Genomic DNA, 17,220 nt, shown 5'->3' on the forward strand with positions numbered 1-17,220 from the left:
CCCCGAATTCGGTTTACAATTGATTGTCCTGCATGCCCGTATAGGCGGAACCCGACACATATCCCGACTTCGCGGCGATCGACTTGCCTTCCGCGCTCCAGAGGAAGCCGCGACGCATCATTTCCGTCACTTCCGGCAGAGCGATGATGTTCGCCTGGTGGCCGAGCGCGTTGTAGTACACCCGTCCGACGCCCCAGCGCTTCGTCCAGATGACCGGCATGTCGACCGCTTTGTTCAGCGAGTGCGGGCCTGGCGCGAGAGGGAATCTCGTCGTGGCCAGCACCTCGACGGCCGGATCCACATGGAGGTAATACTGCTCGGTCGAAACCGTCAGATCATCGAGCCCTTCGACGAGCGGGCTCGAGCTATGCTTGATGTTGACGACGTATTCGGTGCCGTCGTTGCCGGGATGGGCCACCCATTGACCGCCGGTCATAAACTGCCAGTCGGTGTTTTCGCGGAAGGCGTCGCACATGCCGCCGTGGACGCCGGCAAGGCCAACGCCCGCCTGTACCGCTTCGGAGACGTTGGTCACCCACTGCTGTTCGATTCGCCCCATTGTCCAGCACGGCACGATCAGATCGAGCGCCTTCAGCTTGTCCGCGTCTGCGAACGCTTCCAGCGTATCCGACACTTCCACCTCGAAGTTTTCTTTTTCCAGGATGATCTTGAACAGGCCGGCGACTTCCTTCGGCTGGTGGCCGTCCCAGCCGCCCCATACGATCAGTGCTTTCTTCATTCGTTCTCGCTCTCCTTCGCTCCAGGCGTTGATGATGAACAGGACTTGCGCACGACGAGCCGGGTCGGTACGATCTCGAGCCCCGCCGGCGCTGCGCCGGGACGCCCCGCCAGCGCGTCCAGCAACCGGCTCGCGGCCCGCTGTCCCATCTCGTAAAAAGGGACCTCGACCGTCGTCAGCGGCGGATCGATGAGGCTTGAGGCGTCGGCGTTGTCGTAGCCTACGATCGGCAGCGCGTCCGGGAGGGGGATGCCCCGCTCCTTCAGTCCCTGGATGACCCCGATCGCCATGCGGTCGTTGGCGCACATCAGCGCGTCGAGTCGATCCAGGTCCCGCGCCACCAGCTCCGCCGCTTCGTAGCCGCTTTTCCGGCTGTAGTTTCCTTCATAAATGACTCGCTCGTCAGCCTCGATTCCTGCTTCGGCGAGCGCCAGCCGGTACCCCCGATCGCGGTCCGCGCTATTGGAATACTGCGGCGATCCGTTCAGGAAGCCGATGCGGGTATGTCCGGCCGCGAGCAGGTGGCGGGCCGCCGCGAAGCTCCCGCCGATATGATCGGCGACGACGGCCGGGACGGCGGGCTCCGCGAACCGCTGATCCACGACGCAAAACGGGACGCCTTCCTTCGCCAACGCGCGGATGCCCGCCTCTTCCTGCGGAAGGGAGCTGGCGCCCAATATGAGGCAGGCGTCCACCCGGCGGGTGCGGAACAGCGAGACGTAGTCGAACGGCTGTCCCGGGTCCCGGTAGAGGAGCAGCAAGCCCTGGCCGCCGGTGCGCACCGCTTCGCCGATCCCGCTCAGGATCTCCGAGAAGTAGTAGGTGGAGAACAGGTGAACCTTCGGCACGTGGGGCAGCACAACGCCGATATTGCCGCTCATCCCCCGGGCGAAGCTGGAGGCGACGGCGTTCAGCTGGTAGCCCAGCCGATTGGCCGCTTCTAGGACGCGCTCGCGTGTCTCTGCCTTGATCGGTCCGACGCCGTTCAGCACCCGCGAGACGGTCGCTTCCGACACGCCGGCAAGTTCGGCCACTTCCTTGCGCGTTGCCATCCTCGACTCTATCCTTTCTTTCCCTGCTGCTGTAATGATGAATGTACGCGCGTACATTATCTCACCGCATCCCCCCGTCGTCAATCCGAATATGCGACATCAGACGTAAAAAGTTCGAGAGCTTCGGCTCGCTCCGACGGGTGATGCCGGGTACGGGTAGCTGTGATTTCATTTCTGGAGAAATTTAGAATAAACGAAAACCACCGGAATGAACCCCGGTGGTTTCCGCATGTCAATCCGGCAAACGCAAAAAGCTTCCCGAGAAACGCGACTACAGGCCATGGCTCTCCGAGAAAGGCGAAGCCAACGTCAGGCTCTGTTTTTCTCGAGCAAATAATTGTACTTGTCGGCATGCTTCTGTTCGTCCAGGATGATGCCGTACACCGTATCCCGGTAGATGCCCGGCGGAAGACCGAACCAAATGCGCCGATATTTTTCGACGGCGGCCCACTCGCCCCGGATTGCTTTCTCCAGACCCTCGACATACGTACCGACTTTCTCGGGCGGTTCTTGCGCGGCGGTGGACGCTTGATGCCCCGTCAAAATCGCGTAGATTTCCTTGAACATCCGGTTGTGCTGGCGTTCGTCGTCGCGGATGCCCGCGATCATATCGGCTTGGTCCCGGTCTGGCGCGAGGCGGATGAGCTGATCGTAGAACAATTCGTCATGGCGCTCATCCTGCACGGCTTCTTGGATCAATGCGGTCGCCTCCGCGAGGCTGGTCTCCCAGACGGGCTTAAAAGCCGCTCGCGGCTCGTAGACGCCGACCGGCGGATAGTAGGCGCCGAGCGGATAGTATACGGGTTGCGAATAATAGGTAGTTAACATGCGGGTACACCCTCCTTGGGCGATTTCCCCGTATCCTATGCGCAAATCTTCCGCGAGGTGCGCGCCCCCCGCCTTTTTTCTGCGCTAAAGCGTCGCATGCGGGTTTCGCCGCGCGAATGGATCAGAGGATGACCCCGTCCTTGAAAATGGCGATCTCGCGAAAGCCGTTCCGCTCGTTCAGCGTCTCTTGCTCGCCCGAAGCGAGCCGAACGATCTGCGTCCACAGCTCGTCAGCCAACTCTGGCATGCTCCGGTCCGTCAGAAGCCGTCCCGCGTCGAAGTCGATCCAATTCCGCTTCCGGCCGGCGAGCTCGCTGTTACTCGAGATCTTGACCGTCGGCACCGGCCCCCCGAACGGCGTCCCCCGGCCGGTCGTGAAGAGCACGAGGTGCGCGCCGGCGGCGGACAGCGCCGTCACCGAGACGAGATCGTTGCCGGGCGCCTCGAGGAGCGTCAGGCCCGGCTTGCGGATCCGCTCGCCGTACGGCACGACGTCCCGCACGATCGCCCGTCCGCCCTTCTGCGTGCAGCCCAGCGACTTTTCCTCGAGCGTCGTGATGCCTCCGGCTTTGTTGCCGGGGGACGGGTTCTCGTAAATCTCCTGATCGTGACGGACGAAATACTGTTTGAAGTCGTTAATGAGCGAGACGATTTGCCCGAAGACGCCCTCGTCCTCCGCCCGGTTCATCAGAATCGTCTCCGCGCCGAACATTTCGGGTACCTCGGTGAGAATCGCCGACCCGCCGCAGCCGATGAGTCGATCGGAGACTGCGCCGACGAGCGGATTGGCCGTAATGCCGGACAAGCCGTCCGAGCCGCCGCATTTGAGGCCCAGCTTCAGCTTCGAGACGGGAACGGGCTCCCGGCGGAACGTCTCCGCGCGGTCGGCCAGCGCTTCGAGCAGCGCCATGCCCGCTTCCAGCTCATCCTCCTCGTCCTGCGCCCGCATGAACTTGACCCGATCGGGATCATGCGGGCCGATCGCCTCCCGAAACGCATCGATCTGGTTGTTCTCGCAGCCGAGTCCGACGACGAGCACGCCGGCCGCGTTCGGGTGGTTCACAAGCGAGGCGAGCAGCTTCTGCGTGTGCACGAGATCGTCGCCCAGCTGCGAGCAGCCGAACGGGTGCGCGAAATGATGGACGCCGTCCACGCGCCCGGCGAATGCGGCTTCGCCCCGCTTGGCGAGAATTTCGCACGTTTTGTTGATGCAGCCAACGGTGTTGATGATCCAGAGCTCGTTGCGGATGCCGACCTCGCCGTTCGGCCGGACGTATCCCATGAACGTCCGCTCGAACCCGGCGCCGTCAGGTGCGGCGCCCGCCGAAGCGGCCGCTTCCGTGCCGCCGGTCGGCGCCTCGGCCGAAGTGCCGGCCTGGGACGTTCCCTCGATCGCGCCGTCCGGTTCGTACGCGTAGTCCAAGATGCCTTTGAGCCCGGTCTCCAGGTTGTGCGTATGCACCCAGACGCCCGGATCCAGATCCGCCTTGGCCTTGCCGATCGAGTAGCCGAACTTCAGCACGTCCTGTCCCCGGCCGATCGGACGGGTCAGCACCTTGTGCCCTTGGGGCACGTCGTCCGCGACCGCAATCGCGCCGCCGTCTTCCAGCGTCAACCTTTCGCCCGCTGCAAACGGGCGCAGGACGATCACGACATGGTCTTGCGGGGTCAGTCGGATCCAATCGTTCATGCGGTTATGCCTCCTCCCATGTCGCCCAATGGCCCACGACTCGCTCAGCCAGCGCCGGCCAAGCGGACAGATCCTCGCCCCACAGCTCGGCGTCGGCGAGCAGGCGCCGTACCGTATCGGCGAGCGGCTCGCCCGCCGCGCCCGCCGCCGCCCAATGGGCGGCGACCCGGCCGAGCAGCCGCGCGTCGTCGCGCACTTCGAATCGCGTGCCGACCAAGGTGTCGGCCACGAACGCGTCGCCGTCGCGCTCGACCCGGTACAGCCGCAGCAGCGCCGCGAAGCCGAGGACGACGCGCTCCGGCAGCGGCTCGCCGGCTGCCGCGTAGTAAGCCAGCGTCGGCAGCAGGCGCGTCTTGAACTTGCTCAGGCTATTCATCGCAATGTCTGCGAGCCGGTGCCGGATATGCGGGTTGGCGAACCGCTCGAACACCGTTTCCGCGTAATCGGTCATTTCGTCCGCGGGATAAGGAAGCGCGGGCACGATCTCCTCTCGCACCGCCTCGCGGACGAACGTCCCCCAGGCGGGGTCGGCCATCAGCTCACGCACGTGCGAGATGCCGTAAAGCAGGCCGATCGGCGTCATGAGCGTATGCGCGCCGTTCAGGATCCTTACCTTGCGCTGCTGGAACGGCGTCAGATCGTCCACCCAATGGACGTTCAGGCCGGCCCGCGCGAACGGCAGCTCGCGGTCCAGCTCCGGCTCCGCCTCGATCGCCCACAGATGATAAGGCTCCGCCGTGTCGACCATGGCGTCCGCATAGCCCCATTCATCGAACCAGGCTTCCGCCTGCGCCTCGCCCGGATGGCCCGTCACGATGCGGTCGACCAGCGAATTCAAAAAGCGGTTGTGCGCGAGTATCCATCTGCGGAACCCTTCGTCCAGCCCCCAATCGGACGCGTGCTTCAGCACCGCATCGCGCAGCGCGTCTCCGTTGCGCTCCAGCAGCTCGCAAGGCAGCAGGATCAGCCCCTTGTCCGCCGCCCCGCCGAAAGCGCGATAGCGGAGATGCAGCAGATGCGCGATCTTCCCCGGGAACGAAGCGATCGGCGCACCGGTCGGCGCGGGCTCTTCCCGGTAGACGAGTCCGGCTTCGGTCGTGTTCGAGATGACGAAGCGCAGCGACGGGCTGACGGCCAGCGCCTCGAATGCCGCCCAATCCGCATACGGATCCAGCGTCTGCGCGAACACGCTCACGATCTCAGCTCGCTCTACAGGCACGCCGTCCTCGAGTCCCCGCGTCACGAGCGTGTACAGGCCGTCCTGGGCGGCCAGCGCGGCGATTTTGGGCGCGCCTGCCGGGCGCGGCTGCGTCACCGCCACACCGCCGGCGAACAGCCCTTGCTTGCGGCAAACGTGGATCATCCAATCCGCGAACCCGCGCAAAAAGTTGCCCTCCCCGATCTGCAGCACGGCGACGGGTTCTCTCCGGGCCGCTTCGGCGAGTGCCCGGTCCTCGGGACTCAGCGTAGCCATCGTTAACGTAGGGTGCATTTGCAAAACTCCTTTGCGTTTCGTCCGTACAGCTGGATCTAGTGCTTTTATGTTCATTGTAGCAGCCGAAATACATTTTGAAATGCGCGCATCTTGCGAATAAGTACTTTATTTTGATATGTTGAAGACACCTTCGCGCATAGATGAAGAAACGGGAAAGGAGCCTTCCTCCGATGCGCCAGATGCCCAAGCGTCGCTTCTCCGACGACCCGCACTTTCCGTTCGATCTCATCCACCGGGACATGAAGCATCCGGATACCGAGCTGCCCGACCATCTCCATGACCGGTACGAGATCGTCTATATTCACCAGGGAAAAGGCACTTTTTTTATCGATCAAGCGTTTTTCGAGATGCGCCCGGGCGATCTGTTCGTCATTCCCGGCAATACGATCCACCGCGCCTTCCCGGACCGTGTTGACCGAATTACTTCGACTGCCGTTTTCTTCGCGCCGTCGCTGCTGTCCCACGCGGAACTGGGGGACGGCTACGAGAGCATGCGGATTTTCGAGCAAGCGCGGCTCGAGGGGCGCTATCGGCTCGCCGCTTCCTCGCAAGGGGGCACCGAACGCCTTGTGGACAAGATCGCGGATGAGCTCCGGACGCACGCGCCCGGCTATCGCTTTGCCGTCGTGCTCTTGCTCCAGCGGCTCCTGCTTGGGATGAACCGGACGGCAGCGCCTGAGGATAACGAAGGAGCCGACGTCCATACGAAGCGCGTTGGACCGCATTGGATGCAAGAGATGCTGCGTCATATCGACCGTCATCCGTCCGGCGAGTTGTCGCTGTCCGCCCTTGCGGATCGCGCGGCCGTGACGCCCGCCCATTTCTCCCGCGTCTTCAAGCAGCTCACCGGCCTGAACGTGACCGAGTACGTCAACGCCAAGCGCATCGCCTGCGCCAAAGAGCTCCTCGTCGCCACCGACGACAGCGTCGACGCCATCGCCGCACGCTGCGGATACGAGAGCCTGCCCCATTTCCACCGGATGTTCAAGAAACTGTCCGGCATGACTCCGGCCGCCTACAAACGCAGCCGGACGCTGCGAGCCGCCCAAGCGCGAGCGGGCGATTGAACGGCGGCGTCACCTGTCATTTCACCGTCAAGAAGGAGTCCTAGGCTCCTTCTTCGCGCTCCATCCGCCTTTCCCCCTCCAAGTAGGAGTCCTGGACTCCTTCTTCGTGCCCCATCCGCCTTTTCGCCGCCATGTAGGAGTCCTACACTCCTTCTTCGCGCAGTCGATGGCCTTCCATCGCCGCGGCGCCCCATGCACAATAGGCCGCTCCCCGAGCCCCTGCTCGCGGAACGGCCTTTGCCGATATACCGTCAATTAAAAAATAAAGTCTTCGTCGCGCAGCGGCTGGACGTTCGTCGTGCGAACGTAGCCGTTGCCCTTTTTCGAGAAAAAGTCATGCTGCTTCGTGCGCGTGCTGATGCCGTTTTGCACGATCGGGTTGATCTCTTCTTCCGGGAAGAGCGGATCGAGTCCGAGGTTCATCATCGCTTTGTTCGCGTTGTAGCGCAGGAACGACTTCACTTCCTCGGATAGGCCGACCTCCGTGTACAACTGCCCCGTGTAGCGCTCCTCGTTCTCGTGCAGATATCGCAGCAGCCCCTGCAGCGTCTCGTACGCCGCCTGCTGCTCGTCCTCGTCGAGCTCCGCGTACACTTCCTGCGCGAGAACGCCCACGTACAGGCCGTGGATGCTCTCGTCGCGCAGGATGAGATCGATGATCTCGCCGCTGCTCGTCATCTTCCCTTGTCCGGCCAGGTACAGCGGATAGAAGAAGCCGCTGTAGAACAGGTAGCTCTCGAGCAGCACCGAAGCGCCCATCGCGAGGTACAGGTCCTTGCGCGTGTTGATATTGTTATAGTATTGAGAGATCGTCTCCGCCTTCGTCTGCAGGTACGGATTCTCTTCGACCCATTTGAAGATGCGGTCGATCTCCTCGGTCGTGGCGAGCGTCGTGAAGATGCTCGAATACGACTTGGCGTGGATCTGCTCCATCATCGCCATGAAGCCGAGCACCGCCTTGCGCTGCAGGCCTTCGACGTGCTCGAGGATTTTCGGCATGCCGACGCCGCCCTGCACGGTGTCGAGCAGCGTGAGGCCGCCGAGCACTTTCATGTAGAGGGATCTTTCCTCGTCGGACAATGTCATCCACGACATTTTGTCGTCCGACAGCGGAATCTCCTCGTCGGTCCAGAATTGCATGATGTTCTGGCTCCAGAACGTCGCCGTAAAATCGTCGTCCGGCCGGTTCCAGTTAACGGCTCTGATCGCGCCCATGTGCTGATTCTCCTTCGGCGCCGCTCCGTGGGATTACACGGAGCAGCTGATGCATTCTTCGACGGACAGACGGTTCGTCCGCGTATAGTACAGGGACTTCAAGCCCTTGCGGGAAGCGTAAATGTAATAGCGGGCCAGCTGGCGCGTCGTGACGTCGCTGTTGACGTGCAGGACGGTCGAGATGCCTTGGTCGACGTGCGCCTGAATTTCCGCGATCAGATCCAGCACCTTGAATTGGTCCATCTGATAGGCGGACTTGTAATAGAAGAAGTTGTCCTGCCGCAAAAACGGCATCGGGTAGTACGTGGTCGAGTTCGCGTAGGTGCGCGTCTCGATCTGTTCGACGATCGGCATGACGCTCGACGTCGCGTTTTGGACGTACGAGATGCTTTGCGTCGGCGCGATCGCGAGGCGGTAGGCATGGTACAGGCCGTGCGTCTTCACCTTATCGGCCAGCGCCGCCCAATCCGCCGTCGTCGGGATGGAGATCCCTTCGAACAGCGCCTTCACTTTATCGGTAACCGGACGGTAATCCGTCGCGGTATAACGTTCGAAGTAAGTGCCTTTCGCGTATTCGGAGCGCTCGAACCCGTCGAACGTCAGCCCCGTTTCCTTGGCGATCTCCATGCTTTTTTCGATGGAGTGGAAGTTCATCGTCATGAAGAACGTGCGGGCGAAGTCCTTCGCCTCGTCGCTTTCGTAGGCGATCTTGTTCTTCGCGAGATAGCCGTGCAGATTCATCGCGCCGAGGCCGACCGAGTGCAGCTCTCGGTTCGCCTTGGCGACGCCCGGCGCGTTCGCGACCGTCGTCATGTCGCTGACGGCCGTCAGCGCGGCGATGCCCTCGTGGACCGACTCCTTGATCTTCTTCAGCTCCATGACGTTCGCGATGTTCAGCGAAGCCAGGTTGCAGCTGATGTCGCGGCGGATGATGTCCGCGTGGCCGTAATCGCCGATCTCGGACGTCTCCTGCAGCTGGAAGATTTCCGTGCACAGGTTGGACATTTTGATGTTGCCGATGTCCTTCAGGGCATGTCCCTTGTTGGCGTTGCTCCGGTTCATGATGTACGGGTAGCCCGACTCGAGCTGGATCGTCGCGATCTTCACGAGCATGTCGCGCGCGCTCATAACGACTTTCTTCTTGACGCGGTCGTCCGCAAGCAGCGTGTCGTACATGTCGTCGAGATCCATGTCGTCCATGTGCCGGCCGTACGCCTTGAATACCGTATAAGGGGCGAAAACGTGCAGCGGCTTGTTCTCTTCGGCCAGCTGGTAAAATTTCGAAGGCACGATCAGGCCGATCGACAGCGTCTTGAGACGCGTCTTTTCGTCGGCGTTGATCTTTTTGCTATCGAGGAATTCCATGACGTCCCAGCCGAAAATGTTGTAGTAGCCTGCGCCGGAGCCTTTGCGCTGACCCATCTGGTCGGCGTAGGAGAAGGCATCCTCCATCAGCTTCAACACCGGCATGATGCCTTTGGCGGCGCCTTCGACGCCTTTGATGGACTCGCCGCGGCCGCGCAGCTTCGACAGGTTGACGGCGACGCCGCCGCCGATCTTGGACAGCTGCATGCACGTGCCGAGCACGTGGTTGATCGAGTTCAGCGCGTCGTCCATTTCGAGCAGGAAGCACGAAACCATCTCGCCGCGGCGGCTCTTGCCCGCGTTCAGGAACGTCGGCGTTGCCGGTTGGAGGCGCTGCTCCATCATCGAGCGGGCGAGGACGTACGCCGTGTTAACGTTGCCCCGTCCGAGATACAGCGCCACGATCGCGACGCGGTCCGGGTAGTGCTCCAGGTAAACGCTGCGGTCGTTGCTCTTCACCGCGTAGTCGGTGTAGAACTTCGAAGCCGCCATATAGGAAGGAAACGCGAAATGATAGCTGTGCGTGACCTCGTAGATTTCGTCGACTTCCGCTTCGGTGTAGCGCTCGTAGACGTTCTCGTAATAGTCGTTTTCGATCATGTAGCGCACTTTGGCGCGGTGATCCGTGAAGGACAAGCTTTTGCGTGCCACTTCATCCATGAACGCATCGACGGCTTCACGGTCCTTGTCCAGTTGGAAGAAACCGTCCGCTCCGCGCTGCATCAACAGGTTGTTCAATTCAATGTGCCGCAACTGCGCTCACCTCCCGCATAAATTGATCCACGTCGCGCTGCGTGCCGGAAAGCTCGAACTTGTGGATGACCGGCACCCCGTACTGCTGTGAAATGGTGTCCGCGCTGCGCGCGAATCCTTCTCCCCAATTCCGGTTCCCGCTGGCGGAGACGCCGACGAGGTGGCGATGGTTTCGCTGGAGAAAAGAAGCGACCTTCTCCGGCACTTGGCCGAAGCCGGTCGTGTACGTCACGAGAACGAAGGGCTCTTCCAGGGTGATCGCCTCGTCGATCTGCACGGCGGGCAGATTCAGCTTGCGAATGAACCTCCGAACGTTGCCGGTTTTCGAATCAAAGGCGATGACCATAGCTAAGCTCTCCTCTCGGTATACTTGTCTTTCTCGCGAAACCATGCCATATGAAAGGCGCATCCGGCGGCTTGCTCGAGCCGAATGCGCCGCTTCGGTCGGCGCGAAAACGCGCCGCTTCAGTGCGTAAACCGGACACGCGCCTATACGCCGTAGGGAACCGTGTCGAGAAACGGGCAGGTATCCTGGCTCAGGATCGACGCTCGCCTCCGCCTTCCCGGTCCGCGTCAAGCGGACCAGTGGCAATTTCGGAAACGAACTCCCCTTTACAGTGGCGGGACCGCGCCGGCTTCGCACCGGACTTCCCTATTATGCTCTCGCCCATTCTTACACGCGATTGCACCCGTTCAAACCGATATGTAGTTGGTAGTTCATAATTTACATCAAGATATTGTGCATGTCAATGGATGGAAGACGCCTATTCTCTCAGAAAAAGGTTCGACATTCCCTCCTCCTCCGGATCCGTCCTCGCAATCGCACGCGGGACAAGGCTTGTGCAAAATCCTGCTTGCTCGAAAAAAAGTCCTGTCGAATTTTTTCGGTCTTCGTCGATTAGTAGACGACAAAAAGAGCCCTGCCCCCAGATGTTGTGTCTGGCCGGGGGCAAGGCTTTTCATGAACCGCGCGTCAGATGTCTGCGGCCGCAGGTTCCGGCGCCGATACCGGATAGGTGAAGCGATAGGTGCCCGATCCGACCGCAAGCCGGACCCCCTCGGGCGTGCCCTCGGCACGGAGGACGCCTTCGGCGTCGTCCGCGGGTCGGCCGCTCTCGGTCAGCGCCGCGAGACTGGCGCCGGGCAGCCAGACATCGGCCGTCGCGTTCGGCGGCACCGTCGCCTCGACCGTGCACACGCCGTCCTGCAGCGACCAGCCCGCCGCCGCGAGACCGTACGCGGACTCGTACGCGGCCCGGGCACGATCGATCGTCTCGCCGGCGAACCTCGGCCGGATGGCGAGACGTCTGTAGCCAGCGCCATCCGGCCCGATGTCGAGACCGGCCACCTCGCGATAGAGCCAATCCCCGATTGCACCGTACGCGTAGTGATTATACGAGTTCATGTCGTCGGACCAGAACGAGCCGTCCGGCTTGATGCCGTCCCAGTGCTCCCAGATCGTCGTCGCGCCTTTGGCGATCGAATACAGCCAGGACGGATAGCTGTCCTGCAGCAGAAGCTTGACGGCAGTCTCGTGGAAGCCGTGTTCCGACAACGCGAAGCATAGATAAGGCGTGCCCACGAATCCCGTCGTCAAATGGTAGTCTTGGTCGACGACCAGCTGGTTGAGGTCCCGGGCGATGCGCTCCCGCGCCGTTCCCTCCACGAGCCCGAAGGCGAGCGCGAGCACGTGCGCGGTCTGCGTAGGGGCGGCCAGGCGGCCGGAAGGCGTCACGAATTCCTCGCGGAAGGCGGAGACGATCCGGCCGTGCAGCTCCGCGTACCGACGCGCATCGTCCGCGCGTCCGAGCACGACCGCGGCGTCCCGGACGATCCGGGCCGAGAGGGCGAAGAACGCCGTGGCGATCAGATCGCGCGGCGTCGCGCCGACGTAGCTGTTCTCTTTGGCGTCGAGGCCGAGCCAGTCGCCGAAGTGGAAGCCGGTATTCCATAAATACGGGCGTTCCCCCTGCGCCTCGATGTAGCCGACCCACGCCTTCATGCTGTCGAATTGCTCGGCCAACAGCCGCTCGTCTTCGTAAGCCAGGTAGTTCGTCCACGGCACGACGACCGCCGCGTCTCCCCAGGCCGCAGAGGCATAGCCATTCTCGTCCAGCACGTGCGGAACGACGAAGGGCACGCCCCCGTCCGCGCGCTGATCCGCCTTCAGATCGCGCAGCCATTTGGCGAAGAACGGCCCGACGTGATAGTTGAAGGCCGCCGTGCGGGCGAACACCTGCGCGTCTCCGGTCCACCCGAGCCGCTCGTCGCGCTGCGGGCAATCCGTCGGCAGATCGAGGAAGTTGCCCCGCTGCCCCCACGAGATGTTGCGCTGCAGCCGGTTCACTTGCTCGTTCGAGCATTCGAACGATCCGGCTTCCGGCATCGCCGAGTGGATCACTTCGCCGACGAACCGGTCGAGCGGCAGCTCGCGCTCCTGATTCGGATAGCCTTCGACTTTGATGTAACGGAAGCCCTGAAAAGTAAATCCGGCCGCGTATGTCTCGCGTTCCTCCCCTTTGGCGACGTAGCTCACCAGTTGCTTCGCTTTGCGTAGGTTCTTCGTATAGAAGTTGCCTTCCCGGTCGAGCACTTCGGCGTGCTGCAGTCGAATCTCCGTGCCGGCGGGGGCTTCCACGGAGAAGCGGACCCGGCCGACCATGTTCTGGCCCATATCCAGCACGGTCTCGCCCGCGGGCGTCCGGAGGAGCGCGACCGGCTTCAGCGTTTCCGTGACGCGAGTCGGCCAGTTTTCCTGCGCGACGAGCATGGACAGCGGCCGATCGAGCCGCACCGCGCCGCTCCAGTCCGCGTCTGCGAAGCCCGGTTCGCTCCAGCCCCGCTGCTCCAGGCGCGCATCGTATCGTTCGCCGTGATAAATCTCGGCGTATAGCAGCGGACCGGTCGATGCCTTCCAGCTATCGTCCGTGACAACGACCTGCTCCGAGCCGTCCTCGTAGACGACGTGCAGCTGCAACAGGACGGCCCGGCGGTCGCCGTAGACGTGCCGCTGGTTTTCCCACGCCAGGTTGCCCTTGAACCAGCCGTCCGCGACGACGGCGCCTACCGCGTTGGCGCCCGGCCGCAGCAGGCTCGTCACGTCGTACGTCTGATAGGCGTGGCGCTTGTTGTAGCTCGTCCAGCCCGGCGCGAGCAGATCCTCGCCGACGCGCTCGCCGTTCGCGTGCAGCTCGTAAACGCCCGCCGCCGTCGCATAGATCCGGGCCGAACGGATGCCTTCCCGCAGCTCGAACGGCTTGCGCAGCAGAAAGGCGGGCTCCGCCAGCGGATCGATGCCCGCCGGATCCGGCGTGATCCATGCCGCTCGCCACTCGCCGGGCTCCAGCAGCGCCGTTTCCCACCAGGCGGTCTCGCTCCAATCCGACTCTTCGCCGCGGTCGTCCCAAACCTTGACGCGCCAAACGTACCGGGTGCGGGAAACGAGCGACGGACCGTCGTAAACGACGTGGACGGAACGGTCGGACGGCGTCCGCTCCGTGTCCCACAGCGGGGCGTCGAAGCCTCCGTCCGGTCCCGCGACCTGGATGCGGTACGCCTGCTGCATCGTCCCCCGGCGGCCGGATTCGAGCTTCCAGCTGAGACGCGGCTTGCGCGTATCCGTCCCGAGAGGATTCGTCCTGTACTCATTCGTGAGCGCCTTCACCTGCAATCGGCTCATGCCGCCACAACCTCCTCTTGTGCATCTTCGTCTTCCATCATAAGATGAAGCTGTTGCGAACATGAACGGCGATTCGGACTTTCATGCATGGCGATCCGGACATTTCGCGGGGGAGGGAGCAGCTTGACGATACGGCGGCCGATCGATCTGTTCAAGGGCGACGACCTGTTTTTCCACGATCTGCCCATTTACGTAAACCGGGCGGTCGAAAACTTCGAGGTGAACGAGCACCGTCACGATTTTCTGGAAATTTGCTGCGTGGCCGAAGGCGCCGGCACCCATCACGCGGGAGACCGGTCGATGCCGGTCGCGCAAGGCGACGTCTTCTGGATCCCGGTCGGCGTCTCCCACGTGTTCCGTCCCGCCTCCGCGGCCAAAGGAAGAACGCTCATCGTCTACAACTGCGTCGTATCCGTCGATGCCGTGCGGCGGCTGCTCGACGCGTTCCCCGGCGGCGCGGTCTGCCTTCCTCTGCTGGCGCATGCCGAGCTAAGGCACTACCGGGACCTCGACGGAGAAGCCGGCCGGCTGTTCCGCAAGCTTCACCTCGCCTACGCTTCGCGCAGCGAGATCCGCGAGGCCTCCCTGCACGTCGGGCTGCTGGAGCTGCTGCTGCTGCTCTACCGTCTGGGCACGGAGGCTGCGTCCCCCGCCCCCGCGGCGCCCGCTGCCGGCGTGGAAGCCGTTCTCCGGCTGCTGCACGACAGGCCGGAGCGCCATCTGCCGCTGGCGGAAGCCGCGGCGCTGTGCGGCGTCGGCGAGCGGCAGTTCCGCCGGCTGTTCCGGCGGCAAACCGGCATGACGCTGACCGCCTACGCGCAGGACGTGCGTATCGGCGAGGCATGCCGGCTACTGCGTACAAGCGACCGGGCCGTCGCGGACATCGCCGCCGCGGTAGGCTATCAGGATCTCCCGTTCTTTCACGCGTTGTTCAAAAAGAAAACCGGCCTCGCTCCCCGCGATTATCGGCGAAGAGCCGCAGCCGCCGAGTGAGCGGAAGCGAGCGGCCGGGATCAGATCCCGCCTCGCGGCAGACACCCTTGCCTTTGTCTAAGGGTAGGCGCACGCCAGCTCCCCCTCCGGACTACCACCGTTTCGATGTCGCCCATGCCGGGCGCACGCAAAAAGGAGCCGCCCGCAGCGGCTCCTTTCATTTTCTGGCGATTAACCCCGCATCCGTTCCCTGAACTCTTTGGGCGAGCGCTGGTTGTGCCGTTTGAACAGCTTGTAGAACTGCGCCATGTTCCAGATGCCGACCTCGAAGCTGATCTCCATGATGCTCAGCTCCGTCGTCAGCAGCAGGCGTTCGGCTTTTTTGATCCGGTTGTAGTTGACGTAGTCGACGAACGGGATGCCCATCGTCCGTTTGAACGTCTTAATGAAGTGATGGTAGCTCATGTTCAGCAGGGCACGGACATCGTCCACGGAAATTTTTTCCCCCAGGTGCTGGTCGACGTAGTCGAGGACGGGGCGAAAGCGGCTGATCGCCGAGCCTTCCCCCGCCTGCAGCGTCTTGCGGGAGTCGCTGCGGAGCAGCAGGAGCAGCAGCCGCTTGATCGACGCACCGATCGCCATCTCGTACCCGGGTGCCTCCCGCTGCGACTCCTCGAAAATGTCGAGCACGAGCGAATACGCTACCCGCCGCGCCTCCGGCTGCTCGTCAAAAATATAGTTGAGCCGATCGAGCGGCTGGGTCAGCTCGGAGAACAGATTCAGGTAGGGCATCATGCTCTGGTCGAAATGGCGCGGCAGGTCGACCTGGAACACGATGTACTGCAGCGGCTCCGGCGTCGCCTTGTGCGTGCGGTGCGGGCGGGAAGCGCCCAGCACCATCACGTCTCCCGGTCCGAGCGTCCGCAGCCCCTGCATCGTCTGCACGGTCAGATGGCCGGTTACGATCGCCAGGAACTCCACTTCTTTATGGTAATGCCAGTTCCAGATCTCGCCGTGGCCGCAATCCGGCGCGTCCGAAGCCAGCTCCCAAATTTTATGGAACAGCAGCGGATGCTGGTACACGACCTCTTCGTTCACGGCATCCGCATGCGTGTCGGCGATCGCCGTCTGCTGTCGCGTCATCGCGATTCCCCCCTTTCGGACAATAGCAGTATACCACTTTTGAATATAAAAGGATTAAGATTCGGCATATTCGCAAGCGGCAGGTTTGCCTATACTAAGGACAGGAAAGCATATTCATCGCCAGGAGGAATCGAACGATGACACAACGCTTGCGAGTTACGGTATGGAACGAAAACCGCCACGAAAAGACGAACGAGAAAGTTCGCGACGTCTATCCGAACGGCATCCACGCCGCGATCGGCGAAGGATTGGGAACGAACGACTTTGAAGTCGCTTATGCGACGTTGGACGATGCCGAGCACGGTCTGACCGAAGCGCGTCTGAACGAGACGGACGTACTCTTCTGGTGGGGCCACATGGCACACGGCGAAGTGAGCGACGAGATCGTCGAGCGCGTGCATCAGCGCGTGCTGAAGGGCATGGGCCTCATCGTGCTCCATTCGGGCCACTTCTCCAAAATTTTCAAAAAGCTGATGGGCACCTCTTGCGACCTGAAATGGCGCGAAGCCGACGAGAAGGAGCGTCTGTGGGTCGTCTCCCCGGGCCATCCGATCGTCGAGGGCATCGGCGAGTACATCGAACTCGAGGCGGAGGAAATGTACGGCGAGCACTTCGACATCCCGCAGCCGGACGAGCTGGTGCTCGTGAGCTGGTTCGAAGGCGGCGAAGTGTTCCGCAGCGGCTGCACGTTCTCCCGCGGCCAGGGCAAAATCTTCTACTTCCGTCCCGGCCACGAAACGTACCCGACGTACTTCAATCCGCAAGTCCGCCGCATTCTCGCGAACGCCGCGAAGTGGGCCGCGCCGTCCACGCGCGACTACCCGAAATACGGCAACGCCAAGCCGTTGGAATCCATCAAGGCCAAAGGCTAAGCCGCTGGAAAACATCAAGGCCACAGGCTAAACGCTTGCGCTTGCGTGATCGAGCCGCCCCGTCCGAAGGACGCGGGCGGCTTTTTGGCGTGCGCGGGCGGAGGTGGAGCTGCCTTGCAGGAGGCAAGGCGGCGCAGTTGGAGCGTTTTGCTCCAACTGGCGTGGGCGCGGGGCGCTCGGCGGCGAAGTTGGGTAAGCTTCAAATAGCCCCCACCTTGTTGGAAGGTGAGGGTTATTTGACGCTTACGTTTTGTCCATGAGTTCTCATAACCTCCGCATTGATTCCCTTGATCATCTGAGTACGTGAAACCAAACGGACGACTGGTGACTATCGCCGGCCAACCGAATGGAAAGCGGGTAAAAGAGCAGGGCATTACGGCCATTTCATC

General features: G+C 62.4%; 13 protein-coding genes and 1 riboswitch. Of the genes, 3 read left to right on the top strand and 10 right to left on the bottom strand.

Features of this window, described 5'->3' with window-relative positions:
- Positions 1-13: 13 nt before the first annotated feature.
- From LKX83_RS12720 to LKX83_RS12740, 5 genes are all read right to left on the bottom strand, one after another.
- Positions 14-739: a ThuA domain-containing protein gene (locus tag LKX83_RS12720; protein WP_227882645.1), complete on the bottom strand. Its 726-nt coding sequence runs from the start codon at positions 737-739 to the stop codon at positions 14-16.
- Positions 736-1,791 (bottom strand): LacI family DNA-binding transcriptional regulator, encoded by a 1,056-nt coding sequence (locus tag LKX83_RS12725; protein WP_227882646.1) that lies wholly within the window; start codon positions 1,789-1,791, stop codon positions 736-738. Before LKX83_RS12725 ends, LKX83_RS12720 begins: the two co-directional genes overlap by 4 nt.
- Positions 1,792-2,100: 309 nt before the next feature.
- The gene (locus LKX83_RS12730; protein ID WP_227882647.1) at positions 2,101-2,619 is read right to left on the bottom strand and encodes a ferritin-like domain-containing protein; all 519 of its coding nucleotides are present in this window, start codon (positions 2,617-2,619) and stop codon (positions 2,101-2,103) included.
- A 121-nt stretch (positions 2,620-2,740) separates the two neighbouring features.
- A complete protein-coding gene (locus LKX83_RS12735) occupies positions 2,741-4,309 on the bottom strand; it encodes a UxaA family hydrolase (RefSeq protein WP_227882648.1) in 1,569 nt (522 codons plus the stop codon).
- Positions 4,310-4,313: 4 nt separating this feature from the next.
- The gene (locus LKX83_RS12740) at positions 4,314-5,801 is read right to left on the bottom strand and encodes a tagaturonate reductase (RefSeq protein WP_227882649.1); all 1,488 of its coding nucleotides are present in this window, start codon (positions 5,799-5,801) and stop codon (positions 4,314-4,316) included.
- Positions 5,802-5,974: 173 nt separating this feature from the next.
- On the opposite strand from LKX83_RS12740, the gene LKX83_RS12745 reads away from it, so the two are divergent.
- Complete coding sequence (locus LKX83_RS12745) at positions 5,975-6,871, top strand: AraC family transcriptional regulator (protein ID WP_227882650.1); 897 nt, start codon at positions 5,975-5,977, stop codon at positions 6,869-6,871.
- 255 nt (positions 6,872-7,126) lie between these two features.
- Here the strand turns inward: LKX83_RS12745 and nrdF are convergent, their stop codons facing one another.
- The 4 genes from nrdF to LKX83_RS12765 all read right to left on the bottom strand — a co-directional run bounded on the left by nrdF (position 7,127) and on the right by LKX83_RS12765 (position 13,883).
- Complete coding sequence (nrdF, locus tag LKX83_RS12750) at positions 7,127-8,086, bottom strand: class 1b ribonucleoside-diphosphate reductase subunit beta (RefSeq protein ID WP_227882651.1); 960 nt, start codon at positions 8,084-8,086, stop codon at positions 7,127-7,129.
- A 33-nt stretch (positions 8,087-8,119) separates the two neighbouring features.
- Entirely contained in the window at positions 8,120-10,204 is a 2,085-nt protein-coding gene (gene nrdE / locus LKX83_RS12755; protein ID WP_227882652.1) for a class 1b ribonucleoside-diphosphate reductase subunit alpha, read from the bottom strand.
- Complete coding sequence (nrdI, locus tag LKX83_RS12760; RefSeq protein WP_227882653.1) at positions 10,191-10,550, bottom strand: class Ib ribonucleoside-diphosphate reductase assembly flavoprotein NrdI; 360 nt, start codon at positions 10,548-10,550, stop codon at positions 10,191-10,193. The genes nrdE and nrdI overlap by 14 nt, the downstream gene beginning before the upstream one ends.
- 158 nt (positions 10,551-10,708) lie before the next feature.
- A riboswitch (cobalamin riboswitch) is annotated at positions 10,709-10,912 on the bottom strand.
- A 265-nt stretch (positions 10,913-11,177) separates the two neighbouring features.
- Positions 11,178-13,883: an alpha-L-rhamnosidase gene (locus LKX83_RS12765; RefSeq protein WP_227882654.1), complete on the bottom strand. Its 2,706-nt coding sequence runs from the start codon at positions 13,881-13,883 to the stop codon at positions 11,178-11,180.
- 123 nt (positions 13,884-14,006) lie between these two features.
- Between LKX83_RS12765 and LKX83_RS12770 the strand changes: the two genes are divergently transcribed.
- On the top strand, positions 14,007-14,876 hold the full coding sequence (locus LKX83_RS12770) for an AraC family transcriptional regulator (RefSeq protein ID WP_227882655.1): 870 nt from the start codon (positions 14,007-14,009) through the stop codon (positions 14,874-14,876).
- 171 nt (positions 14,877-15,047) lie between these two features.
- Here LKX83_RS12770 and LKX83_RS12775 read toward each other — a convergent pair whose 3' ends face one another.
- Positions 15,048-15,959: a helix-turn-helix transcriptional regulator gene (locus LKX83_RS12775; protein WP_227882656.1), complete on the bottom strand. Its 912-nt coding sequence runs from the start codon at positions 15,957-15,959 to the stop codon at positions 15,048-15,050.
- Between the two features lie 137 nt (positions 15,960-16,096).
- Here LKX83_RS12775 and LKX83_RS12780 point away from each other — a divergent pair, with 137 nt between their 5' ends.
- Positions 16,097-16,831 carry a ThuA domain-containing protein gene (locus tag LKX83_RS12780; protein ID WP_227882657.1) on the top strand — a complete coding sequence of 245 codons (735 nt, stop codon included), beginning with the start codon at positions 16,097-16,099 and terminating at the stop codon, positions 16,829-16,831.
- Positions 16,832-17,220: the final 389 nt, after the last annotated feature.

The organism is Cohnella baijiui (assembly GCF_020731285.1).
In the GTDB taxonomy this organism is placed as follows: Bacteria; Bacillota; Bacilli; order Paenibacillales; family Paenibacillaceae; genus Cohnella.